The sequence below is a fragment of the Streptomyces sp. NPDC031121 genome, assembly GCF_055570615.1.
Map to the genome: position 1 here is coordinate 25,050 of NZ_JBVIGV010000009.1, position 21,899 is coordinate 46,948.

Annotated in this window: 21 protein-coding genes; 10 read left to right on the forward strand and 11 right to left on the reverse strand. The window is 76.1% G+C overall.

Features of this window, described 5'->3' with window-relative positions; translation table 11 throughout:
- Window positions 1-67: 67 nt before the first annotated feature.
- The gene (locus tag ACZ462_RS17920) at window positions 68-478 is read right to left on the reverse strand and encodes an organic hydroperoxide resistance protein (RefSeq protein ID WP_467806469.1); all 411 of its coding nucleotides are present in this window, start codon (window positions 476-478) and stop codon (window positions 68-70) included.
- A 122-nt stretch (window positions 479-600) separates the two neighbouring features.
- On the opposite strand from ACZ462_RS17920, the gene ACZ462_RS17925 reads away from it, so the two are divergent.
- Together ACZ462_RS17925 and ACZ462_RS17930 are read left to right on the forward strand one after the other, a co-directional pair.
- Window positions 601-1,083: a MarR family winged helix-turn-helix transcriptional regulator gene (locus tag ACZ462_RS17925; protein ID WP_467806470.1), complete on the forward strand. Its 483-nt coding sequence runs from the start codon at window positions 601-603 to the stop codon at window positions 1,081-1,083.
- Between the two features lie 62 nt (window positions 1,084-1,145).
- Window positions 1,146-1,532, forward strand: coding sequence for a VOC family protein (locus ACZ462_RS17930; RefSeq protein WP_467806471.1), 387 nt, complete (start codon window positions 1,146-1,148; stop codon window positions 1,530-1,532).
- 299 nt (window positions 1,533-1,831) lie between these two features.
- On the opposite strand, the gene ACZ462_RS17935 is transcribed toward ACZ462_RS17930, so the two are convergent.
- Window positions 1,832-2,845, reverse strand: a complete 1,014-nt coding sequence (locus ACZ462_RS17935; protein WP_467806472.1) for a DUF1259 domain-containing protein — start codon at window positions 2,843-2,845, stop codon at window positions 1,832-1,834.
- 190 nt (window positions 2,846-3,035) lie between these two features.
- The gene (locus ACZ462_RS17940; RefSeq protein WP_467806473.1) at window positions 3,036-3,545 is read right to left on the reverse strand and encodes a hypothetical protein; all 510 of its coding nucleotides are present in this window, start codon (window positions 3,543-3,545) and stop codon (window positions 3,036-3,038) included.
- Window positions 3,546-3,747: 202 nt separating this feature from the next.
- On the opposite strand from ACZ462_RS17940, the gene ACZ462_RS17945 reads away from it, so the two are divergent.
- Window positions 3,748-4,857, forward strand: coding sequence for a M20 family metallopeptidase (locus ACZ462_RS17945; protein ID WP_467806474.1), 1,110 nt, complete (start codon window positions 3,748-3,750; stop codon window positions 4,855-4,857).
- A gap of 74 nt (window positions 4,858-4,931) precedes the next feature.
- Here the strand turns inward: ACZ462_RS17945 and ACZ462_RS17950 are convergent, their stop codons facing one another.
- Window positions 4,932-5,195: a UBP-type zinc finger domain-containing protein gene (locus ACZ462_RS17950; RefSeq protein WP_467806475.1), complete on the reverse strand. Its 264-nt coding sequence runs from the start codon at window positions 5,193-5,195 to the stop codon at window positions 4,932-4,934.
- 162 nt (window positions 5,196-5,357) lie between these two features.
- On the opposite strand from ACZ462_RS17950, the gene ACZ462_RS17955 reads away from it, so the two are divergent.
- The 6 genes from ACZ462_RS17955 to ACZ462_RS17980 all read left to right on the forward strand — a co-directional run bounded on the left by ACZ462_RS17955 (window position 5,358) and on the right by ACZ462_RS17980 (window position 13,439).
- Window positions 5,358-5,978 carry an L-threonylcarbamoyladenylate synthase gene (locus tag ACZ462_RS17955; RefSeq protein WP_467806477.1) on the forward strand — a complete coding sequence of 207 codons (621 nt, stop codon included), beginning with the start codon at window positions 5,358-5,360 and terminating at the stop codon, window positions 5,976-5,978.
- Between the two features lie 142 nt (window positions 5,979-6,120).
- A complete protein-coding gene (locus tag ACZ462_RS17960) occupies window positions 6,121-6,348 on the forward strand; it encodes a DUF6296 family protein (protein ID WP_467806478.1) in 228 nt (75 codons plus the stop codon).
- A 145-nt stretch (window positions 6,349-6,493) separates the two neighbouring features.
- Window positions 6,494-7,369 carry a hypothetical protein gene (locus ACZ462_RS17965; protein WP_467806480.1) on the forward strand — a complete coding sequence of 292 codons (876 nt, stop codon included), beginning with the start codon at window positions 6,494-6,496 and terminating at the stop codon, window positions 7,367-7,369.
- A complete protein-coding gene (locus ACZ462_RS17970; protein ID WP_467806481.1) occupies window positions 7,369-9,546 on the forward strand; it encodes a bifunctional serine/threonine-protein kinase/ABC transporter substrate-binding protein in 2,178 nt (725 codons plus the stop codon). The genes ACZ462_RS17965 and ACZ462_RS17970 overlap by 1 nt, the downstream gene beginning before the upstream one ends.
- A 3-nt stretch (window positions 9,547-9,549) precedes the next feature.
- Window positions 9,550-11,724: a bifunctional serine/threonine-protein kinase/ABC transporter substrate-binding protein gene (locus ACZ462_RS17975; RefSeq protein ID WP_467806482.1), complete on the forward strand. Its 2,175-nt coding sequence runs from the start codon at window positions 9,550-9,552 to the stop codon at window positions 11,722-11,724.
- A gap of 179 nt (window positions 11,725-11,903) precedes the next feature.
- Complete coding sequence (locus ACZ462_RS17980) at window positions 11,904-13,439, forward strand: L,D-transpeptidase (protein ID WP_467806483.1); 1,536 nt, start codon at window positions 11,904-11,906, stop codon at window positions 13,437-13,439.
- 72 nt (window positions 13,440-13,511) lie between these two features.
- Here the strand turns inward: ACZ462_RS17980 and ACZ462_RS17985 are convergent, their stop codons facing one another.
- Both ACZ462_RS17985 and ACZ462_RS17990 read right to left on the reverse strand, forming a co-directional pair.
- Window positions 13,512-14,186, reverse strand: coding sequence for a DUF4360 domain-containing protein (locus tag ACZ462_RS17985; protein WP_467806484.1), 675 nt, complete (start codon window positions 14,184-14,186; stop codon window positions 13,512-13,514).
- Between the two features lie 48 nt (window positions 14,187-14,234).
- Window positions 14,235-14,879, reverse strand: coding sequence for a DUF4360 domain-containing protein (locus tag ACZ462_RS17990; RefSeq protein ID WP_467806485.1), 645 nt, complete (start codon window positions 14,877-14,879; stop codon window positions 14,235-14,237).
- A gap of 336 nt (window positions 14,880-15,215) precedes the next feature.
- Between ACZ462_RS17990 and ACZ462_RS17995 the strand changes: the two genes are divergently transcribed.
- Window positions 15,216-16,061, forward strand: coding sequence for a class II glutamine amidotransferase (locus ACZ462_RS17995; protein ID WP_189809979.1), 846 nt, complete (start codon window positions 15,216-15,218; stop codon window positions 16,059-16,061).
- 55 nt (window positions 16,062-16,116) lie between these two features.
- On the opposite strand, the gene hypE is transcribed toward ACZ462_RS17995, so the two are convergent.
- Genes hypE through hypB form a run of 5 tightly spaced genes read right to left on the reverse strand, consistent with a single transcriptional unit; the run spans window position 16,117 to window position 21,897 of the window.
- Window positions 16,117-17,178 (reverse strand): hydrogenase expression/formation protein HypE, encoded by a 1,062-nt coding sequence (hypE, locus tag ACZ462_RS18000; protein WP_467806487.1) that lies wholly within the window; start codon window positions 17,176-17,178, stop codon window positions 16,117-16,119.
- On the reverse strand, window positions 17,171-18,325 hold the full coding sequence (hypD, locus tag ACZ462_RS18005; protein WP_467806568.1) for a hydrogenase formation protein HypD: 1,155 nt from the start codon (window positions 18,323-18,325) through the stop codon (window positions 17,171-17,173). The genes hypE and hypD overlap by 8 nt, the downstream gene beginning before the upstream one ends.
- Window positions 18,322-18,663: a HypC/HybG/HupF family hydrogenase formation chaperone gene (locus tag ACZ462_RS18010; RefSeq protein WP_467806488.1), complete on the reverse strand. Its 342-nt coding sequence runs from the start codon at window positions 18,661-18,663 to the stop codon at window positions 18,322-18,324. The genes hypD and ACZ462_RS18010 overlap by 4 nt, the downstream gene beginning before the upstream one ends.
- On the reverse strand, window positions 18,632-21,028 hold the full coding sequence (hypF, locus tag ACZ462_RS18015; RefSeq protein WP_467806489.1) for a carbamoyltransferase HypF: 2,397 nt from the start codon (window positions 21,026-21,028) through the stop codon (window positions 18,632-18,634). The genes ACZ462_RS18010 and hypF overlap by 32 nt, the downstream gene beginning before the upstream one ends.
- Window positions 21,028-21,897, reverse strand: coding sequence for a hydrogenase nickel incorporation protein HypB (gene hypB / locus ACZ462_RS18020; RefSeq protein ID WP_467806491.1), 870 nt, complete (start codon window positions 21,895-21,897; stop codon window positions 21,028-21,030). The genes hypF and hypB overlap by 1 nt, the downstream gene beginning before the upstream one ends.
- Window positions 21,898-21,899: the final 2 nt, after the last annotated feature.

A 21,899-nucleotide genomic window follows, 5' to 3' on the forward strand; every position in this document is an offset into this window, starting at 1 on the left:
GTCCCGTCCCGGGCGGCCCGCACGGCGGGGCGGGCCGTACGGGCGGGCCGGGCGGCGGCGGGGGCGGTTACTCGATGACGAGGTCGACGGGGATGTTGCCGCGGGTGGCCTTGGAGTAGGGGCAGACCTCGTGGGCCTGCTTGACCAGGAGGGCGCCGGTCTCGCCGGCCAGCGACTCGGGCAGCTCGATGCGCAGGGTGACGGCCAGCCCGAAGCCGGTGGCGTCCTTGCCGATGGAGGTCTCCGCGGTGACGGACACCTCGCCGGTGTCGACCTTGGCCTGGCGGCCCACGAGGCCGAGCGCGCTGGCGAAGCAGGCCGCATAGCCGGCGGCGAAGAGCTGCTCGGGGTTGGTGCCCTCGCCGTTGCCGCCGAGTGCCGGGGGTATGGCGAGCGCGAGGTCGATCCGGCCGTCCGAGCTGACGGTGCGGCCCTCGCGGCCGTTGGCGGTGGCGACGGCGGTGTACAGCGCGTCCATCGGGGTTCCTCTCGCGGGGGTGGTCCGGCGGCCGGTCGCCGCCTTCGACCACAACTAGAGCACACAATTGAGTTGTGCACAACTCAATCGCTTGCCGCCGGCTTCGCGCTACACTGGCCGGCATGAGCGAGCGGCCCACCGACACCCCCCGCGACGAGGACTTCCTCCGCCTGGACAGCCAGATCTGCTTCGCGCTGAACGCCGCGAGCCGCGCCTTCGGCGGCGTCTACCGGGTCGCCCTGAAGGACCTCGGCCTGACCTACCCGCAGTACCTGGTGATGCTCGTCCTGTGGGAGGACGGCACCACCCCCGTCAAGCAGCTCGGCAACCGCCTCCGGCTCGACTCGGGCACCCTCTCCCCGCTCCTGAAGCGCCTGGAGGCCGCCGGACTGGTCCGCCGCGAGCGCAGCACCGAGGACGAGCGCTCCGTGCACGCCGTCCTCACCGACGCGGGCACCGCGCTGCGCGCCCGGGCGGCGGAGGTCCCGCGGCGGATCGCCGCCGCCACCGGATGCGACCTCGCCGAGATCCGCGACCTGCAGGCCCGCCTCAACCGCCTGACCGCCGCCCTCGACGCCGCCGCCGCACAAGGTGTGGCGGTGTGACGGCGTGACGGTGTGACAAGACGCCGGCGCGCCGCGCCGCCGGGCGGCGTAGATTCGGCGGCATGGTGCACGTACTGGGCAGCAGGGTCCTGTTGACCCCCACCGATCCGGAGCGCTCGCGCGCCTTCTACGGCGGCGTGCTGGGGCTGGCCGTCTACCGCGAGTTCGGCACGGGACCCGACCGGGGCACCGTGTACTTCCTCGGCGGGGGCTTCCTGGAGGTCTCCGGCCGGTCCGCCGCGCCGCCGGCGCCCGGCCTGCGGCTGTGGCTCCAGGTCTCCGACGTGCGGGCCGCGTACGAGGAGCTGCGGGCGCGGGGGGCCGAGGTGCTGCGGCCGCCCGTGCAGGAGCCGTGGGGACTGGTCGAGATGTGGATCGCCGACCCGGACGGGGTGCGGATCGCGGTGGTCGAGGTGCCCGAGGACCATCCCCTGCGCTACCGGCCGTAGCCGCGCCGCGGGAGGCGCCCCTGGGGGCGCGCCCGGACCCGCACGGCGGGCGGTGCGCGCGCCCGCCGGCCCGCCGTGCACCCCGCCGCGGGAGTGAACGCGCGGGACACCCGGACGGCGCCGTCCGGCCACGGCGGCGGCGGCTGCCCGGGCGCGCGCCTCGGGGTGCTCGCCGCCGCGCTGATCGCGTCAGTGCTGCGGGAGCACCGGGTGACCGGCGGGCGGCCCGCCCCGGAGCCGCCTCAACCGCTGCCCGGTTTCCTCGGCGCGGCGGGCATCCGCCTCACCCTGGCCCGCCGTCAGCGGCGGGCGGGCGGTGCGGTGTTGGTGGCGTCGACGGCGGTGCGCAGGGCCCGCGCGAGGACGGTCGCGTCGTCCACGCCCCAGAAGTGCGTGTAGAAGAGGCGGGGTTCGTCCATCAGGCCGTGGTTGTGCAGCTCGATGACGGACAGGCCGCCGCGGCGCAGGGCGGGCAGGACGTGGTGGACCTCCTCGGCGGTCATCACGAAGTCGCCGTTCACGGCGGCCCGCCCGCCGCCGAGGGGCTGGAAGGCGAGGACGGTGGCCATGCCGGTCGCGGCGGGCACGACGCGGTGCTCGTCGGTGACGGTCTCGCGGCGGCCGAAGTTGTACTTGTAGATGCCGCCGTCGTTGGTGCCCGGGGCGCCGAGGGCGGCGTCCATGGCGGAGGTGTCCAGGTCGAGGGGCGGTGCGGCGGCCGGCGGCGCCGCGGGCGGAGTGCCGGTGACGGCGAGGACCGCCCGCAGACCTCGGGCCGCCTCCACGGCGTCGTGCCCCATCGCGTGGAAGTGCGTCCACCACACGTCGGGTTCGTGGGCGAGCAGGTGCTTGTGGATCGCGGTCTGGCCGAATCCGTTCGCGTGCAGGGCGTCGGTGGCCCGCTGGAGTTCCGCCTCGACGACGACGAGGTCGCCGCGCACCACGGTCATCCCGTCCGCGTACGGGGTGAAGGCGGCGTAGGAGCTGAGCGCCAGCCCGGGGTGGATGGTGACGCCCTGGGAGACGACGGTCAGGTCGCGGCGCGGGAAGGCGACCCGGTAGACGAGGCCGGACATGAGGCGTCCGGGGCGGCCCAGGGCGGCGGCGACGCCCAGCCAGTCGGCCTCGGTGGTGGGCACCGGCTCGATGGGGGTCCGGGCCGCGGCCGCCGCCGCGGTGCCGGGCTCGGCGGCTGCGGCGGCGTGGGCCGCCCCCGCGCCGGCGAGTACGGGCGCGAGAGCCGCGGCCGTCAGCAGCCCGCGCCTGGATGTGCCGGCGGGGGCTCCCCCGCCGGGCCGTCGGTCTCGGGTCATGGTCAACGCCTCCGTCCGGTCCGTAGCCAGGCGATGCAACCACGGCGCATCGGCCGTCGGGCGCAGACCGGCGCCCGCTGCGGGCCGGACGGGTGGAAAGCCTCACCCGTGCGGGGCGGGCGCGGGCCGGAACGCCGACCGGGCCGGGCGTACGGGCGCGGGCGGACCGGGGTGCGTGCCTGCCGGGCGGTCAGGAGATGGCGGACACCCTGAAGACCGCGTGCGCCGTCTCGCTGTCGATCAGGCGGGAGAGCCGGCGCATCGGCGCCAGGCCATCGGCCAGGGTGCCGCGGGCGACACTCGTGTCGATGTCCTGGCCGACCCGGTGCCACAGCGGGGGGTTCGCCGTGAGGACCCTCGGGTCGAGCTCGACGCGGTTGCCGTCGGTGTCGGTCAGGACGAGCCGCTGCGCCAGCCCGTCGTGCCAGGCCACCGAGGCCAGCCGGTCGGTGCGGACGCGGCGCCGGCGGACGAGCCCGCGGGTGGTCAGCCGGCCCGGGGCGGCGCTGACCCGGGTGGGCCACAGGACGACGAACAGGACGGCGCCCAGCCCCGTCCAGACCGCCGTCCTCGGCCAGTCGGTGAAGCCGGCTGCGGCATCGACGCCTAACAGGAGCGAGGTCAGCACGACGGCGGTGCCCGCCGAGGCTCTCGCGTCCGGGGCCCAGCCGCTGTCCTGGACAGCCTTCGGTTCGGCCACGGGAAACCCTCCCCACATCAACACATCAACAAAGATCAAGGTGTACAACGCATTCAACTACCCAGGGACACGGCGGGCAGTCCCTCCGGGGGCCGGGCGGCGGCAGGTTGGCGCATTCGGCGCGCTCGATGACGCTTTGGCGCGCCCCGCGCGGCCCCGGGCGGGGTCCGGCCGGGGGCGGGGCGCTGCGTACCCTTGCAGCATGACGATGCAGAAGACCGGCCGTGTGAGCGTCGAGGCGATGCTCGAGGACCTCAGGACCCTCGTCGAAGTCGAGTCCCCGTCACGGGACGCGGAGGCGCTGGCCGCGTCGGCGAAGGCGGTCGCCGGGATCCTGGAGGACCGGCTCGGCGGGCAGGCCGTCCTGGTCGACAGCGAGGCCGGTCCGCACGTCCACTGGTCGGGCGGCGGGGAGCCGCGCGTCCTGGTCCTCGGCCACCACGACACGGTGTTCCCGCTGGGCACCCTGGAGCGCCGGCCGTTCGCCGTCGAGGGCGGACGGGCGACCGGCCCGGGCGTGTTCGACATGCTCGGCGGGCTCGTCCAGGCCGTGCACGGCATCGCGGGCCTCGGCGACCCGTCGGGCGTGGAGATCCTGGTGACCGCGGACGAGGAGGTCGGTTCGCACGCGTCGCGGGCGCTCATCGAGGAGCGGGCGCTGGCCTGCGGGGCCGTCCTCGTCGTGGAGGGCGCCGCCGAGGGAGGGGTGCTGAAGACCGGCCGGAAGGGCTGCGGGTCCTTCCACGTCTCCATCGCGGGCCGCGCCTCGCACGCGGGGCTCGAACCGGCCGCCGGGGTCAACGCCCTCGTGGAGGCGGCGCACCAGGTGCTGGAGATCGCCGCGCTCGGCCGGCCGGACGTCGGCACCACCGTCACGCCGACCGTCGCGTCCGCCGGCACGCTGGACAACGTCGTCCCGGCGGAAGCCAGCATCACCGTGGACGTCCGGGTGGAGACGGCGGACGAGAAGGAGCGCATCGAGTCCGCGTTCGCGTCCCTCGCCCCGCACCTGGCGGAGGCGGAGATCACGGTGAGCGGCGGCGTCGGCCGGCCCCCGATGCCCGAGTCGGCGTCCGCGGAGCTGTTCGCCCTGGCGAAGAAGCTGCTGCCCTCGCTGGAGGGCACGGCGGTCGGCGGCGGCAGCGACGGCAACTTCACGGCCGCACTCGGCGTGCCCACCCTGGACGGTCTCGGCGCGGTCGGCGGCGGCGCCCACGCCGACCACGAGTACGTGCTGGTCGACGCGATGGCGGAGCGCGCGGAGCTGGTCGCGGACCTGGTCCGGGCGATCAGGGCGCAGCCGCGGCGCTAGCCCAGGGGCAGGGGGCCGGGGCAGGGGCAGGGGCAGGGGCAGGGGCAGGGGCAGGGGCAGGGGCAGGGGCAGGGTCATACGAGGGCTTCGTGGACGAAGCACCAGCGCCAGTCCTCGCCGCGTTCGAAGGAGCGGACCACGGCGTGTCCCGTGTCCGTCGCGTGCGCGCGGGCGTGCCGCATCGGCGAGGAGTCGCAGCAGCCCACGCGGCCGCAGACCAGGCACAGCCGCAGGTGAACCCAGGGGGAGCCGAGGCGCAGGCAGTCCTCGCACCCTTCGGGGGTGCGGGGCGTGACGGGGCGGACCATGGCGAGGTGCGGGTCCGGATGCGTGCTCATCGCCGCCTCCCGGGGGTGTCGCGTGCGGATGCCGGGCCGGCCGGGCCCCAGGGCGGCCCCGCCGGGCACCTCTCCAGCATGCGCCCGGCGGCGCGCGGCGGCTGCCGGGCGCGGGGCCGGGCAGCGGCGGCGGGGCCGCGGACGATCGCGTAGGCTCGGCGGATGGCGAAGTACTTCGACGTCCACCCCGACAACCCGCAGCAGCGCACGATCAGCGGCGTCGCGGACAGCATCCGCTCCGGGGCGCTGGTGGCGTACCCCACCGACTCCTGCTACGCGCTGGGCTGCCAGCTCGGCAACCGGGAGGGCCTGGCCCGGATCCGGTCCATCCGCCGCCTCGACGACCGGCACCACTTCACCCTGGTATGCAGGGACTTCGCCCAGCTGGGGCAGCTCGTCAACATCGGCAACGACGTCTTCCGCGCCATCAAGGCGGCGACACCCGGCAGTTACACCTTCATCCTCCCGGCGACGCGGGAGGTGCCGCGGCAGCTCCTGCACCCGAAGAAGAAGACGGTCGGCGTGCGCATCCCCGACCACACCGTCACCCAGGCGCTCCTCGCCGAACTGGGCGAGCCGCTGCTGTCGAGCACCCTGCTGCTGCCCGACGAGTCCGAACCGCTCACGATCGGCTGGGAGATCAAGGAGCGGCTGGAGCATTCCGTGGACATCGTCGTGGACTCGGGCGACTGCGGGACGGAGCCGACGACCGTCGTCGACTTCTCCGGCGGCGCCCCCGAGGTCGTCCGCCGCGGCGCCGGGGACCCGTCCCGGTTCGAGTGAGGCCGTACGGCGGCTCCGGGCCGGTGCCGGTGCCGGCCTGCGGGGCTGTCGGGGTGCGGTGGCCGGGGCGCGATGCGGCCCCGGCGGCGGGCGCGCATCATGGGAGGGAGACGCTCGGTTCGCTCGGCGAAGGAGGGCGCGGATGAGTTCCCAGCGCTTCGAGCTGGTGTTTTCCGAGGGCCCGGAGGGTGGCGAGGACATCGTGGTCGTCACCGCGACGGGCGTGTCGGGCCCGGGCGGGCACCCGGTGTACGAGGACCCGACCGGCATCGTGCGCGCCGAGATCAGCGACCGCGGGGAGGTGCGCGTCCTGGCGTCCGGCGGCGGGCAGAGCCCGGCCCGGGTGGTCCGCGCCCGGGCCATGGAGTGACCGCCCGTCCCCCGTGACGCCCCTGCGGGGGCGGTGGCGCCGCCCGGACTCCCTTGCCGCGGCGCGCCGTACGCCTGCCCTTCACGCCAACGATCCTTGCCCGTACGGCACTTGACACACGGATGTGCGGGGTACGATCTCCGCCGTGACGGGGTCGGGGGTGTTCGGACGTCCGGGCGGGCTGCGCGCCCGCGGCTGCGCGACGGCGGCCGCGGCGCTGCTTGCCCTGGCCGGGTGCGCCGCGGACGGGACACCGGACGCGGAGGGCGGTCCGGATCGCGGCAGGTCCCCGCTCCCGTCGGCGGCTTCGGGTGGGGCCCCCGCCGGCGCGCCGGCGCCGTCCGGCGGGCCGGGCGGCTCCGCCCCCGCCCCCTCGGCCGTCCCCGTGTTCGATCCGGCGAAGCAGCCCGCCGACGCCGCTGCGGCCCGTGCGCTGCTCGACCGGGTCCTGGTCGACCGCGAGGCGTTCGGCCCGGAGGTGCAGCGCAGCTCGCCCTTCGAGAGCCGTCCCGGCAGCCTGCCCGTCCTCGACGCGGACTGCGTGTGGCAGACCGCCGGCCTTCCGCCCGGTGTGCTGGCCAGCCGTACCCGCTACTTCCACGTCCCGGCCGCCGACGGCCGCGGCCGGGTCCGGATCAGCGCGACGGTCACCGTCCACCGCGACCCGTCCGGATCCGGCTGGGAGACCGCGCAGGCCATGGAGGAGGTGCTGCGGTGCCCCCAGCAGGTCCTGGGTGCCGGTGAGCGGCTGCAGAACCTGTGGGGCGCCTCGCTCTACCTGGGCGAGCAGCTGAACGGCTGGACGGAGGACGCGTTCAGCGAGTCCGGCGAGTACGTGGGCGAGAAGGACGGCGGACCGCACCCGTACGTGTGGTCGCAGGGGCAGTTCGGCCCCGTCACGATGGCGGTCGCCGGCCGGGGCGCGGCCGGGGTCGCGCCCGAGGCGGTCAAGGCACTGGTGGTCCAGGGGACCAGCCGGATGATGCTCCAGGCGCGCGGCGCGCTCGCGAAGGAGGGCTGATGGAGCGGCTCCACCCCGGCGACCCCTCCCGGATCGGCGGGCACCGCCTGCTGGGGCGGCTCGGTGCGGGCGGGATGGGTGTCGTCTACCTCGGCCGCACCGGTGACGGGGCGCTCGCCGCGGTCAAGGTGATCCGCGCCGAGCACGCCGACGAGGACGACTTCCGCGCCCGGTTCCGCCGTGAGGCGGCCATCGCGGCCCGCGTGGACAGCCCCTGGGCGGTGCGGGTCACCGGCGCCGACCCGGACGCGGCCGAGCCGTGGCTGGCCACCTCGTTCGTTCCCGGCCCGTCGCTGGCGGAGGCAGTCGCCGGACACGGGCCGCTCCCGCTGCGGGCCGTACGGCTCCTCGGGAAGGCGCTGGCCGGGGCGCTCGGGGTGATGCACGGGCAGGGCCTGGTCCACCGGGACGTGAAACCGGCGAACGTGCTGCTCGGCATGGACGGCCCGCGGCTGATCGACTTCGGGATCGCGCGCGGCGGCGAGCACACCGCCCTCACCTCGACCGACGTGGTCATCGGCACTCCGGGTTTCCTCTCCCCCGAGCAGGCCAGGGGGCTGCCCGCCGAGCCCGCCGGGGACGTGTTCTCGCTGGGCTGCCTGCTCGCGTACGCGGCGACCGGGCGGCTGCCGTTCGGGACGGGAGCGGCGGAGGCGGTGCTGTACCGCACCGTCCACGACGAGCCGGAGTTCGGGCCGGAGGTCCTCGCCGACCCGGAGCTGGCCGCGCTGCTGCGCCGGGCCCTGGCCAAGGACCCCGGCGAGCGGCCGACGGCCCGGGAGCTGGACGAGGCGCTGACCGAGGACGACCCGGGGGCGGGCACCGGGTGGCTGCCGGACCCGGTCGTCTCGGTGATCGCCGAGCGGGCTGCCGCGCTGCTCGCCCTGCCGGGGATCGAGGAGACCGTCGCCGACGCGGCCCCCGGCGGCGCGCAGGCCGGAACCGCGGGGGCCGGCGGGCGCGGTCCGACGCGGCGGCGGCTGCTGGCCTTCGGCGCGGCGGGCGCCCTGGCCGCGGCCGGGGGCGGGGCCGCCGCCTGGCTGTCCCTGCGCGGCGGTGACGGCGGCTCCTCCGGCGCGGCGGGCGGGCGGCGGTGGCTGCTCGGGGTGCACGCGGACCTGTCCGGGCCGTTCAAGGCGGCCGGGCTGGCCCAGGAGCGCGGGGTGCGGCTGGCCGTCGCCGACTTCAACTCCCGCGCCCGGCGGCCGTTCACGCTGGGGGTGGTCACCGCGGACGACGGCGGGGCGGCCGACCGGAGCGCCGCCGCCGCTGCGGGGCTGGTCGCCAACCGGGACGTCCTCGCGGTGGTCGGCCCGACCGCCAACGCGTCGGTGATGCCCTGCCTGGAGCCCTACGGGGAGGCGGCGCTGCCCCTGCTGACCGTATCGGCGCTCGGCACCTCGTTCGGGGTGGCGGACCGGCGGAGCTTCTTCCAGAACTCCGCGCTGTCCCTGGGGCAGGGCTCCGCCGTCGGCCTGCAGCTCGTACGGGGCCAGGGGGCGCGGCGGCTGGGCCTGCTGTGCGACCGCGACGGCGACTCCGAGGGGTGGCAGGCGGTCCTGCTGCTCAGCCGCACCCTGGGCTCCGTCGACCCGGGCGCCACCGTGTACGCGCGGGTCGTGCCGCGCGGGGCGAAGGCCCTGCCGCAGGTGGTCGCCGACATGCTCGCCCACGGCGTCGACGGGTTCTTCTACACGGGCACGCCGGCCGGGGCTGCGGAGACGGCCGGGCTGCTGGCCGCCGCCGGGTTCCGCGGGCCGCGCGCCGCCGACTACGCGATCGCCGGCCCGGACTTCGTGGCGCGGGCGGGCGCGGCCGCCGAGGGCTGGCAGTTCCTCACCCCGTACACGGGCCCCGACGCGCCGGGGGCCGCGCAGCTCGCGAAGGCCCACCGGGACGCGTACGGGGAGCCGCCGGGCGTCTGGACGGTCGAGGCCTACGACACGGCCGCCCAGGTCATCGACCGGCTGGCCGCGGCCGCGGCCGCGCGGGGCGGCGCCCGCCCGACCCGGGCGGAGCTGCTGGCCGCCCTGCCCGGCGGCACCTACCAGGGCCTCGCGAAGGAGTACGCGTACGACGCGCAGCGGCAGGTGAAGGGGAACGTCTACTTCCTGCACCGGGTGGAGGGCGGCCGGATCCGGTTCGTGGGGCCCGCCGTCCGCGGTTCGGCCGGGTAGCGGGTGCGTCCGCTCCTGCCCGCCGATCCGGCGTCGGTCGGCGGGCACCGGCTCCTCGGCCGGCTCGGGTCGGGCGGGATGGGCACCGTGTACCTGGGCCGGTCCCCGGCGGGCGCCCTGCTGGCGGTGAAGGTGATCCGGGCCGACCATGCCGCGGATCCGGCGTTCCGGGCCCGGTTCCGGCGGGAGGCATCGGCCGCGGCGGGGCTGACCGGGCGCTGGGTGGTGCCGGTGGTCGCCGCGGATCCGGAGGCACGGGAGCCGTGGCTGGCCACGCCGTTCGTGCCCGGGCCGTCGCTGTCGGAGGCGGTGGGCGCGTACGGGCCGCTTCCGGCGGGGAGCGTGCGGACGCTGGGGGTCCGGCTGGCCGAGGCACTTGAGCAGGTGCACGCCGCCGGTCTGGTGCACCGCGACGTGAAGCCGGGGAACATCCTGCTGGCGCCGGACGGGCCGCGGCTGATCGACTTCGGGATCGCGCGGACGGCCGGCGCGACGACGCTGACGGCGGCCGACGCGGTCGTCGGGACGCCGGGGTATCTGCCGCCGGAGCAGGCGCGGGCGGGTGCGGGGGCGCCCGGGCCGGCGGGCGACGTGTTCTCCCTCGGCTGCGTGCTGGTGTTCGCGGCGACCGGGCGGGGGCCGTTCGGCGGCGGGCACGCCGCCGCCGTCGTCTTCCGCACGGTGCACGACGAGCCGGTGCTCGACGGGGTCCCCGCGGAGCTGCGGGAGGCCGTCGGGGCGTGCCTGGCGAAGGACCCGGACGGGCGGCCGCTGCCGCAGCGGCTGCGGGAGGTCCTCGGCGGCGGGGAGGGCGGGGGCGGCGCGGACTGGCTGCCGCCGCCGCTGCCGCGGCTGATCGCCGAACGCTCCACCCGCGCCCTGGAGCTGCCCGCCCCCGAGCCCACCCGCCTCGACGGGCCGCAGGCGCCTCCCGGAGCGCCGGAGCCGGGCGGCGGCCCGCTGACCCGGCGGCGCCTCCTGGCGGTCGGCGGGGCGGTGGCCGCGGCGGCGGTTCCGCCGGCCTGGCTGGCCGCCCGCGGACGAGGACCGGGCGGGGCGGCCGCCGCGCGCGGGGCGTCGACCGGGCCGGCATTCACCGTCGCCCTCCAGGCGGATCTGTCGGGGCCGGGGAAGGCCGAGGGGGAGGCGCACGAGCGGGGACTGCGGCTGGCCGCGGACCGGCACAACGCGGGCGGCGGCGCCCCGTTCCGGCTGGCCGTCCGAGCCGCGGACGACGGCGGCGACCCCGCGCGGGCCGCGCAGGTGATCGGGCAGCTGGTGGCGGACCCGTCGGTGGTCGCGGTCGTCGGCCCCACCGCGCAGGCCGCCGTGCCCGCCCTGGCCGCCGCCTGCCTGGCCGCGGACCTGCTGCTGCTGCCGGTGTCCGTCCACAGCGGGTCGGCGGCGCAGTCCGACTGGCGGACGGTGTGCGACACGCGCGGGAAGCCGGAGGACATCTCCCTGCCGGTGCTGCACTACCTGTCGCGGGTGCGTCCCGTCTCGCACACAGCGGTGGTCGAGCAGGAGGGCGCGGCGGAGACGGAGTGGGAGCTGACCCGCATGCTCCGGCTTACGCCCCCGTCGCAGGGCACGGTGAGCGTCCACCGGATCCCCGGCGCGGCGGGCGGCGCCGACCTGGCGGGGGTCGTGGACGGGATGCTGCGGGCGGGGGCGCAGGCCGCGGTGTTCGCGGGGACGTCCGCGGCGGTCGCGGGCCGGTTCGCGCGGGCGCTGGCCGGCGCCGGGTTCGCGGGCCCGCGGATGGCGACGGGCCGCGTGATGGTCCCCGCCTTCCTGGAGGCGGCCGGCGGGGCGGCGGAGGACTGGCTGTTCGGCGCGTTCTTCACGGAGCCGTCGGCGGTGCCCGCCGCGGCGGACTTCACCGCCGCGCACCAGGCTGCGTACGGGGCGCCGCCGGCCCGGTGGGCCGCCGAGGCCCACGACGCGCTCGGCCTGGTCGCGGCCGCCCTGGCCGGGCTGGGCGCGGAGGGCCGCGACCGGCCGGGGCTGTCGCGGCGGATCTTCCGCACGTCCTACGAGGGGCTGGCCAAGCCGCTGGCGTTCGACGCGACGACGCGGATGCTGGCCGGGCTGCGCGTCGCGCACCTGTACCGGGTCCGGTCGGGCGCCTTCGCGTACCTGGGCCCGTACGCGGACGTGACGGCGGCGGCGGCGTGACGGTGCGGGTGCCGCTGCCCGCGGCGCGGCGGCCGGACCGGTGCCGGGTGCCTGCTCCGTACGGGTGTTCTTCGGCTCCCGTTCGGCCGCACCCCCCGAGCGCATGATCATCCTTTCGGCCCGCGGGCGTCTTTGATGCTGCCATCCGGCCATGGGCGATCTGGGAGGGCCGCATCCCGATGTCTCCGACACACCGCGCACCGCACGCACCACGGGCACCACTGGCTGCGCAACCGCAGCAGGCCGTACCCGAACGGCGGTCGCCCCGCCCTTCCCGGTCCCGGCGGAGCCGGGCGTGGAGCGTCGCGGCCGCCGCGGCCGGCGCCGCGCTCCTGGTCGCCGCGGCCCCCGGCAGCGCACCGCAGGGCGCGGACGGCTCCGCGCCCGCGTCGGCCGGCGTGGTGCTGCTGGTGGGCAGGGCGCTGGCGGAGGGCGGCGGGTCCGCGGGGGGCTGCGCCGCGGAAGGATTCCGGGAGGGGCCGTGCACGGGCTGGCGGCAGCAGCGGGTGCGGGCCACCGCGGACGGCGCGGGCGCGGTGCTGCGCGAGCCGCGCGGGCGCGGCGCCGTGCGCACGGCGCGCACGGTCATGCTGCCGACGGACCCGGGCGGCCCGCTGGAGATCGCGCTGGCCGGGTCCGGGCTGCTGACCGACGTCACTGTGCAGGACGCGCACGGCCGCCACGTCGGCGGCGTCCTCTCACCGAAGGGCCGGCACTGGAACAACTCCGAGCCGCTGCGCGCCGGCGAGCTGTACACGGTGCGCGTCGGGGCGCAGGACGCGGCCGGTACGCCGGTCGGGGCGACCATGGCGTTCCGTACGGCGCCCGCCGCGCAGGGCGGCCGGGTGACGGCCGGGTTCGGGCCGCGGCCGGGGACGTACGGGGCGGGGCAGATCGTGACGGCGTCGCTGAGCCGGCCGATCCCGGCGGCCGACCGGGAGAAGCGGGCGCGGGTCGAGCGGTCCCTGGAAGTGGTGTCGGAGCCGGCGGTGGAGGGAGCCTGGCACTGGGTGGACGCCTCGACGCTGCACTACCGGCCGCGTACGTACTGGCCCGCGCATGCGGTGGTGCGGGTGCGCAGCGGGCTGGACGGGGTGGACCTCGGCGAGCACGGCCACGGCGGGCCGTCCGAGCCGGTGGAGTTCACCATCGGGGACCGGATCGAGGCGCTGACGGACTCCGCGGCGCACCGGATGACGGTGCGGCGCAACGGCCGGGTGCTGCGGACGATCCCGGTGACCACCGGCAAGGAGGGCTTCCGCACGCGCAGCGGCATCAAGGTGGTGCTGGGGCAGGAGGCGAACGTCCGCATGCGGGGGGACACGGTCGGCATCCAGCGCGGCACCAGCGAGTTCTACGACCTGTCGGTGCGGTACGCGACCCGGGTGACCTGGAGCGGGGAGTACGTCCACGCGGCGCCGTGGTCGGTGGACGCGCAGGGGCGGGAGAACGTCAGCCACGGCTGCACCGGGATGAGCACGGCGGACGCGGCGTGGTTCTTCGACACGGTGCGGATCGGGGACATCGTGGAGGTGGTCAACAGCGGGGGTGAGCCGATGGAGCCGTTCGCGAACGGGTTCGGCGACTGGAACCTGGACTGGCCGGCCTGGCTGGCGGGCAGCGCGCTCGCACCCGGGGCCGCGGAGGCCGCCCCCACGGCGGCGGTGTCCGGGGCGGCGCCGCGGACACCGGCCCGCCTGCTGCCGATGGTCTGACGCGGCAAAGGTGGGCGCTGCACCCGCGGCCTCCCGCGGGTGCAGCGCCCGGTACCGCGCCGGGCGGGCCTTCTACCGGGGGGCGGGGCAGGCCTGCCAGGCGAGGTGGTACAGGGTGCTGACGCTGGCGTCGGTGGAGTCCATCGTCATGAAGCTGGTCGCCGACTGCGGGTTGGAGGTGCCGGCATTCACCCGCAGTTCGGTGTTGATGTTGAAATTGCGTTTCTCGCCGCAGGGCGCCCAGACGAGGTCCGCGTATTCGGTCCGGTCGGTCGCCTGCCAGTTGTCGTTGAAGGGGCCGTTGAACTGGTGGGTGCGCTGCGTCGTCTGCGGCATTCCCTGGAAGTAGTAGTTCGCGCGTTCCTGGCCCCATGCGCCGGGCTGGAGGAATGCGAATCCGCGGTAGTCGGCCTGGACGATCGCGTAGGTGAATCCGGACGGCACGTGGACCCTCAGGTTCAGCTGGCAGTTCTTGCGGAACGCGGTCGGCGGCGCGCCCGGGCCGACCTGCGCGAGGTAGTCACTGTAGGTGACGGTGAAGGCGGTGTTGTCGGGGGCCACGGCCACCTCGGCGGTGCCCTCGCGGCATCCGGATCCGTTGACCGTGGCGAGCTCGATCACGATCCTGTCGGGTGGCGCTGGGATCTGCGGGGTGTGGCCGGCGGCGCCTGCCGGGGTGGTCGCCGCGGCGGCGAGGACGGCTGCCGCGGCGGCGGTGAGCAGCGTGCGGGACGGGGAAGGGGACATCGTCGTCGCTCCTGACCGTGGTTCGGGGGTGCCGGTGCTCACGCCGGGTCAGGACCCGGGGCACGTCTTCCAGGCGAAGTGGTAGACCGTGCTGACGCTGCCGTCGGTGGAGTCCATGCTCATGAAGCTCAGCGACTGCGGGTTCGAGGTGCCGGGGTAGACGCGGAGCTCGCTGTTGACGTTGAGGTTGCGCTCCTCGCCGCACGGGGCCCAGACCAGGTCGGCGTAGTCGGTCCGGTCGGTGGCCTGCCAGTTGTCGGAGTGCGGGCCGTTGAACTGGTGGAGGGTGCGGGCGGTCTGCGCCATGCCCTGGAAGTAGTAGTTGGCGCGCTGCTGCCCGTAGGCGCCGCGCTGGAGGTGGGCGAAGCCGCGGTAGTCGGCGCGGGCGATGGCGTAGGTGAAGCCGTGCGGGACGTGGATGCGGAGGGCGAGTTGGCAGTTCCTGCGGAAGTCGGTGCCGCCGGAGCCGGCTCCGGTCTGGGCGAGGTAGTCGCTGTACGTGACCGTGAAGGAGGTGTTGTCGGATGCGGCGGCGACGCTGGCGGTGCCCTGGGGGCATCCGGATCCGTTGACGCCGACCACCTCGGCGGTGATTCTCCCGGGCGGCGGTGTCTCGGTGGCGGCGTGGGCCGGTGCGGCCAGGGCGGTCAGCGCCGCCAGTGCCGCGGCGACGGTCAATCTGCGGATCACCATCGGGTTTTCCCCATTCGTCCGGAGCCGGTTTTCCAATTTCGGCATGGACATGCCACCACGGGTTTAACGGCCCGGAAAGGTGCCGATACGGCCAACCGCCTCCGGCCACGCCCGCTGGCCGAATTCCGCGCCCGCCTCCACCGCCCCGCACCCCGCCCATCAGCCCCGCTCCGCCAGGCGCCGCGGGCAGGGCCGCGGGCGGCGTCCGCGCACTCTGACCGGAACCCCGCGGACGCGCCCGCCCGGCCCGGCCGTACTCCGCCCGCCCGCCCGGGCGGCGCACGCGGCGCCGTGCCGCGTTAGGCTCGGACGGGGTGCAGGAGAGGGATGATGCGCATGTGTCGATGGCTGGCCTATTCCGGCTCGCCGCTGCTGCTGGACGCGGTTTTGTACCAGCCGGAACACTCACTGATCAACCAGAGCCTGCATGCACGGATGGGAGTGGAGACGACCAACGGCGACGGCTTCGGGATCGGCTGGTACAGCACCGACGCGGCCGCGAACGGCACCCCCGCGGTGTTCCGCGACATCGGACCGGCCTGGAGCAACCGCAACCTGCGGGAACTCGCCGCACACATCCGCTCCCCCCTGTTCTTCGCCCACGTACGGGCCTCGACGGGCTCCGCCATCCAGCAGACGAACTGCCACCCGTTCCGGCACGGCCGCTGGCTGTGGATGCACAACGGGGCCATCACCGACTTCCAGCGCCTTCAGCGGGACCTGTGCATGGCCGTCGACCCGGCCCTCTTCCCCTGCATCGAGGGGTCGACGGACTCCGAGGTGATGTTCTACCTGGCCGTCACGTTCGGCCTGGACCAGGACGTGCCCGGGGCGGTCGCCCGGATGGCCGGCCTGGTCGAGCGGGTGGGCAAGGAGCACGGCGTCGCCGACCCGCTCCAGATGACGGTCGCCGTCAGCGACGGTGACCGGGTGTGGGCGTTCCGCTACTCCAGCTCCGGCAGGTCCCGCTCGCTGTTCTTCAGCAGCCGGGCCGACACCGTGCGGGAGCTGTACCCGGAGCTGCCCTACCTGCGCGAGGTCTCCGACGACACACGGCTGGTGGTCTCGGAGCCGCTGGGAGACCTGCCGGGGCTGTGGAACGAGCTGCCCGAGGCCAGCTACGTGGTGGTGCCGGCGGAAGGCCACGAGGACTGCCTGCCGTTCATCCCCGAGCTCCCCTGACACCCGGCCGCCGGCCCGCCGCCGCGCGGGCGGACGCGGCGGGCCGGCGCGGCCGTCAGCAGATCCGGGGAAGCTGCTCCCCCAGCGGCAGGTCCAGCACCCGCGTACCGCCCAGACCGGTGCGCGCCACGACCATGCCCGGGTGCTGCTCCACGGCCCGGCCCACGACCGCCGCGCGGCGGCCCAGCGGGTGGGCGCGCATCGCCTCCAGGACGGCCTCCGCGTGCTCGGGCGGCACGAACGCCACCAGCTTGCCCTCGTTGGCGACGTAGAAGGGGTCCAGGCCGAGGACCGCGCAGGCGTTGCGGACGGGATCCGGGACCGGCACCCGCCCCTCGTCCAGGACCACGCCCGTGCCCGAGGCGGCGGCGATCTCCCCGAGCGCGGCCGCCAGCCCGCCGCGCGTGGGGTCCCGCAGCACGTGCAGGTCGGGCGTCACGGCGAGCATCGCCTCGACGAGCCCGCCCAGCGGGGCGCAGTCGCTGACCGTCTCCACGTCGAAGCCGAGGCCCTCGCGGCAGCTCATGACGGCCACCCCGTGCGCGCCGATCTCGCCGCTGACGATGACCGCGTCGCCGGGCCGCACGCGCTGCGGGCGCAGGTCCACCCCTTCCGGGATCAGCCCGATGCCGGCCGTGTTGATGTAGACGCCGTCGCCGTGGCCGGCCTCCACCACCTTGGTGTCGCCGGTGGCGACCTCGACGCCCGCGGCCCGCGCCGCCGCGCCGAGAGCCTCGGCGACCCGGGCCACCGTGGCGGTCTCGACGCCCTCCTCCAGGATGAAGGCGCAGGACAGGTAGGCGGCGCGGGCGCCGCTCATGGCCAGGTCGTTGACCGTGCCGTTGACGGCCAGGTCGCCGATGCTGCCCCCGGGGAAGAACAGCGGCCGCACCACGTAGGAGTCGGTGGAGAACGCGAGCCGCGCCCCGCCCAGCGTGACGGCGGCGCTGTCGCCCATCCCGGCCAGCACCTCGCCGCCGTACGCGGGGGCGAAGACGTGCCGGACCAGCTCGGCTGAGAGCGCACCGCCGCCGCCGTGGCCCATGACCACGCGGGGGTGGTCGCGCAGGGGTGCCGGGCAGGTCCACCCGGTGACGTCGAGAACGGTGTCAGACAACGGGGCTCGCCTCCAGCGGGGGCTGCGGTGCGGGCTGCGGGGTGCGGGCGGCCGGGGCCGTCTCCAGGCGCCGGTACAGGTAGTACGCGGCGCAGGCACCCTCGCTGGAGACCATCGTGGCGCCGAGCGGGGTGCGCGGGGTGCAGGCGGTGCCGAACGCCTCGCACTGGTGCGGCTTGAGCAGCCCCTGGAGGACCTCGCCGCTGCGGCAGGCCGCGGGCTCGCGGGTGGTGATGCCGGACACCGGGAAGCGGTACTCGGCGTCGTACTCCCGGTAGCGCTCCGAGAGCCGCCAACCGCTGTCGGGAATGGTGCCGATGCCGCGCCATGCCCGGTCGGTGACCTCGAAGACGTCCTCGATCATCGCGAGGGCTGCCGGGTTGCCCTCGGGGCGCACGGCCCGCGGGTAGGCGTTCTCGACGCTGTGCTCGCCGCGCTCCAGCTGGCGCACGGCCCGGCGTACGCCTTCGAGGATGTCGAGGGGTTCGAAGCCGGTGACCACGACGGGCACACGGTGGCGGTCGGCCAGCTCCGGGTACTCGGCGGTGCCCATGACGCTGCACACGTGCCCGGCGGCCAGGAAGCCCTGCACGCGGCAGCTCGGCGACTGCATGATCGCCTCGATCGCCGGGGGGACCCGGACGTGGGAGACGAGCAGGCTGAAGTTGCGGATGCCGAGCTTCCGCGCCTGGTACACCGTCATGGCGTTGGGCGGGGCGGTGGTCTCGAAGCCGATGCCGAAGAACACGACCTGCCGGTCGGGGTTCTCCCGGGCGATGCGCAGGGCGTCGAGCGGGGAGTAGACGACGCGGACGTCGCCGCCCTCGCTGCGGACCCGGAAGAGGTCCTTTCCGGTTCCGGGGACGCGGAGCATGTCCCCGAAGGAGCAGAAGACCACCTCGGGCCGGGCGGCGATCGCGAGCGCCTTGTCGATGACCTCCAGCGGCGTCACGCACACCGGGCAGCCGGGGCCGTGGATCAGCTCGACGCCCTCGGGCAGGAGCTGGTCGATGCCGTGTCGGATGATCGTGTGGGTCTGGCCGCCGCAGACCTCCATCAGCGCCCAGGGCCGCGTCACGGAGGCGCGGATGTCGTCCAGGAGCCGGCGGGCCAGCCCGGGGTCCTGGAACTCGTCGATGTACTTCACCACTGCCGCGCCTCCCGCGCCGTCCCCTCGCCCTCCGGCCGTGCGCCGGAGGGCCCGTCCTGTACGCCCGCCTCGGCCGCCGCCCGCTCCCACGGATCGCCGAACTCCTCCTGGAGCATGCCGAGCTCCTCGAAGAGTTCCAGGGTGCGCCGGGCGGAGTCCTCGTCGAGCCGCTGGAGCGCGAACCCGACGTGGACGACGGCGTACTCGCCCACCTGGAGGTCGGGCAGGTACTCCAGGCACACCTCCTTGACCACGCCGCCGAAGTCGACGCTCGCCATGCGGGTGCCGTCCCGCTCCCCGATCTCAAGCACTCTGCCGGGTACCGCCAGGCACATGGCCTCCTCCTTGCTGTGGGTGGTGCCGGTTCGCGGCCGCCGCGACCATGAGCTGGCCCAGGGCCAGCCCGCCGTCGTTCGGCGGGACGCGGTGGTGGCGCAGGACGGTGAAGCCGTGGCCGCGCAGCAGGCGGGCGCAGGCGGAGGAGAGCACGGTGTTGGCGAACACCCCGCCGGTCAGGGCGGCGGTGTCGAGGCCGTGCCGTTCGCGGGCCAGGACCGCGAGGGCGGCAACGAGTTCGGCGACCGCGGTGTGGAAGCGGGCCGCGATCAGCGGCGGCGGGGTTCCGGCGCGCAGGTCCGCGACCGCGGCGGCCAGGAGGGGCGCCGGGTCGGCGGTGACGGGCGCGTCAGCGGCAGCCGGGGCACGCAGCGCGAACGCGTATCCGGAGGCGGAGGCCGGGGGCCCGGGGGCCGCGAGGGCGGCGGCCTCCAGCTCGACCGCCGCCTGGGCTTCGTAGCCGGCGTGGTGGCAGACACCGGCGAGCGAGGAGACGGCGTCGAAGAGCCGGCCCATGCTGGAGGTGGGGACGCAGTGCAGGCGGCGCTCCAACTGGCGGTCCAAGACGCGTAGTTCCTCGACGGGACAGGCCGCGGTGCAGGGGAGGTCCGGATCCCAGGGCAGGCCGGCGGCCCGCAGGTGGGACAGGGCCATCCGGTAGGGGCGCCGGACCGCGGCGTCGCCGCCCGGCAGCGGGACGTAGGCGAGGTGCGCGAAGCGGTGGTGGCCCGCGTAGTCGGCCAGGAGCACCTCACCGCCCCACACGGCGCCGTCGTCTCCGTGGCCGGTGCCGTCGAAGGCGAAGCCGATGACGCGGTGCCGGCCGTCGAGGCCGTGTTCGGCCATGGCGGAGGCGATGTGCGCGTGGTGGTGTTGCACGCCCGCGAGGGGGCGGTCCCCGGCGGCGCGCCGGGCCCAGGCGGTGGAGCGGTAGCGGGGGTGGCGGTCCGCGGCGAGGAGGGCGGGACGAACGCCGGTGATGGACTCCAGCTGCCGTTCGGCCCGTTCGAAGGCGGTCTGCGTGGCGAGGTCGTCCATGTCGCCGATGTGCGCGGACAGCCAGGCCTTGCGGCCCTCGCCGAGGCAGAAGGCGTTCTTCAGGTCGCCGCCGGCGGCGAGGACGGGCGGCACGGGCAGCGGGAGGTCCAGCGGCAGCGGGGCATGGCCCCGGGCGCGGCGCAGGACGAGGGGCTCGCCGTCGCAGACGCGGACCACGGAGTCGTCGCACGGCACGTGGATGGGCCGGTCGTGGGTGAGCCAGGCGTCGGCGAGGCCCGCGAGGCGCTCCAGGGCCTCGGCGTCGTCGGTGACGATGGGCTCGCCGGACAGGTTGCCGCTGGTCATGACGAGCAGGCGGGGTCCGGGCGGGTCGCCGGGCAGGCCGAGCAGCAGGTGGTGCACGGGCGTGTACGGGAGCATCACGCCGAGGTCGGGGCAGCGGGGGGCGACGGCGTCGGCGACCCGGCCCGCGGCGTCGGCCGCGGTGCCGGGGAGGCGGCGCAGCAGGACGACGGGCCGGACCGGGCCGGTCAGCAGCGCGTGTTCGGCGGGGCCGATCCGCACGAGGCCGTCCAGGTCGGCGGTGTCGCGGGCCATCAGGGCGAACGGCTTGTCCCCGCGCCCCTTGCGGCGGCGCAGTTCGGTGACGGCCGCGGCGTTGGATGCGTCGCAGGCGAGGTGGTAGCCGCCGAGGCCCTTGACGGCGAGCACGGCGCCCTCGGCGAGGAGGCGGCGGGCCTGCGCCACCGGATCCCCGGCTTCGGCGGCCTCCCGCGGCGGGGTGCCGCCGAGGAGGCGCAGCCGGGGGCCGCACGCCGGGCAGGCCACGGGTTGGGCGTGGAAGCGGCGGTCGGCGGGGTCGGCGTACTCGCGGGCGCAGTCGGGGCACATCGGGAAGCGGGCCATGGTGGTGTGCGCCCGGTCGTACGGCAGCCCGGTCACGATGGTGAAGCGGGGGCCGCAGTGCGTGCAGGTGATGAAGGGGTGCCGGTGGCGGCGGTCGGCGGGGTCCGCGAGCTCGCCCAGGCAGGCGGCGCAGGTGGCCGTGTCCGGGGAGACGAGGGTGCGGGCGGGGCCGCCGGTGCGGGAGGGGGTGATGGTGAAGCCGGCGCCTCCCGCGACGGGGACCTCCCAGTGGTCGACGGCGTCGACCACTGCGAGCGGCGGGGCGTCGGCGGCGAGCCGCTCGCAGAACGCCGACACGGCACCGGGTGCGCCCTCGACCTCGGCGACGACGCCGTCGGGGGTGTTGGTGACGTGCCCGGCGAGGCCGAGCCCGGTCGCGCGGGTGTACACGTACGGCCGGAAGCCCACGCCCTGGACGACGCCGCGCACGACGACCCGGCGGCGCTGCACGGCCTCCATCAGCGGGTCGGCGCGGCGGCGGGCCGCGGGCGGGCGGCGTCCGCGGCGGGGGCACCGCCGGGGCGGCCGTGGTCGTGGCCGTCGTGGGCATGGCCGTCGCGGGCATGGGCGTCGTGGGCATGGGCGTCGTGGGCATGGGCGTCGTGGCCGTGCCCGTCGTGGCCGTGCGCGTGGGCGGGCCGGCGGCCAGCCATGACCGGGGCGTGGACGGGCTCCCCGTCCGCCACCGCCAGGGCGCGGTCCAGCAGCGCCCCGGCGCCCTCGCCGGTGCGGGCGGAGGTCAGCAGCACCTCCACGCCGGGGTTGACCTGCCGGACGTTCGCCCGGAAGGCGGCCTCGTCGAATGCGGCGGCCCCGGCGATGTCCGTCTTGGTCACGACGACCAGGTGGGCGAGGCCGAACGCGGTCGGGTACTTCAGCGGCTTGTCCTCGCCCTCGGTGACCGAGGCGAGGACGATGCGCAGCGACTCGCCGAGGTCGTAGGAGGCGGGGCAGACGAGGTTGCCGACGTTCTCGACGAACAGCAGGCGGGTGCCGTCGGGGAGCCAGCCGTCGAGGTGGCGGCCGAGCATGTGCGCCTCCAGGTGGCACAGCCCGTCGGTGAGGACCTGCTTGACGGGGACGCCCGAACGGGCCAGCCGTGTCGCGTCGTTCTCGGTGGCCAGGTCGGCGGTGAGGGCTGCGACGGGCACGCCGCGCTCGCGGGCCAGGCCGAGTTCCCGTTCCAGGAGGGCGGTCTTGCCGCTCCCGGGGCTGGAGAGCAGGTTGACGACGGCGGTCCCGCGGCCGGCGAGCGCGGTGCGCAGGGTCTGCGCCGCGGAGGCGTTCTTGGCGAGGACCGCCTGCTGGAGGTCGACCACACGGCACATGC

Bases quoted from the DNA above. Each gene is read 5' to 3' on its own strand.
- ACZ462_RS17920 (WP_467806469.1), bottom strand. From the start codon at position 478: ATGGACGCGCTGTACACCGCCGTCGCCACCGCCAACGGCCGCGAGGGC.
- ACZ462_RS17925 (WP_467806470.1), top strand. From the start codon at position 601: ATGAGCGAGCGGCCCACCGACACCCCCCGCGACGAGGACTTCCTCCGC.
- ACZ462_RS17930 (WP_467806471.1), top strand. From the start codon at position 1,146: ATGGTGCACGTACTGGGCAGCAGGGTCCTGTTGACCCCCACCGATCCG.
- ACZ462_RS17935 (WP_467806472.1), bottom strand. From the start codon at position 2,845: ATGACCCGAGACCGACGGCCCGGCGGGGGAGCCCCCGCCGGCACATCC.
- ACZ462_RS17945 (WP_467806474.1), top strand. From the start codon at position 3,748: ATGACGATGCAGAAGACCGGCCGTGTGAGCGTCGAGGCGATGCTCGAG.
- ACZ462_RS17950 (WP_467806475.1), bottom strand. From the start codon at position 5,195: ATGAGCACGCATCCGGACCCGCACCTCGCCATGGTCCGCCCCGTCACG.
- ACZ462_RS17955 (WP_467806477.1), top strand. From the start codon at position 5,358: ATGGCGAAGTACTTCGACGTCCACCCCGACAACCCGCAGCAGCGCACG.
- ACZ462_RS17960 (WP_467806478.1), top strand. From the start codon at position 6,121: ATGAGTTCCCAGCGCTTCGAGCTGGTGTTTTCCGAGGGCCCGGAGGGT.
- ACZ462_RS17970 (WP_467806481.1), top strand. From the start codon at position 7,369: ATGGAGCGGCTCCACCCCGGCGACCCCTCCCGGATCGGCGGGCACCGC.
- ACZ462_RS17980 (WP_467806483.1), top strand. From the start codon at position 11,904: ATGTCTCCGACACACCGCGCACCGCACGCACCACGGGCACCACTGGCT.
- ACZ462_RS17985 (WP_467806484.1), bottom strand. From the start codon at position 14,186: ATGTCCCCTTCCCCGTCCCGCACGCTGCTCACCGCCGCCGCGGCAGCC.
- ACZ462_RS17990 (WP_467806485.1), bottom strand. From the start codon at position 14,879: ATGGTGATCCGCAGATTGACCGTCGCCGCGGCACTGGCGGCGCTGACC.
- ACZ462_RS17995 (WP_189809979.1), top strand. From the start codon at position 15,216: ATGTGTCGATGGCTGGCCTATTCCGGCTCGCCGCTGCTGCTGGACGCG.
- ACZ462_RS18010 (WP_467806488.1), bottom strand. From the start codon at position 18,663: ATGTGCCTGGCGGTACCCGGCAGAGTGCTTGAGATCGGGGAGCGGGAC.
- hypF (WP_467806489.1), bottom strand. From the start codon at position 21,028: ATGGAGGCCGTGCAGCGCCGCCGGGTCGTCGTGCGCGGCGTCGTCCAG.
- hypB (WP_467806491.1), bottom strand. From the start codon at position 21,897: ATGTGCCGTGTGGTCGACCTCCAGCAGGCGGTCCTCGCCAAGAACGCC.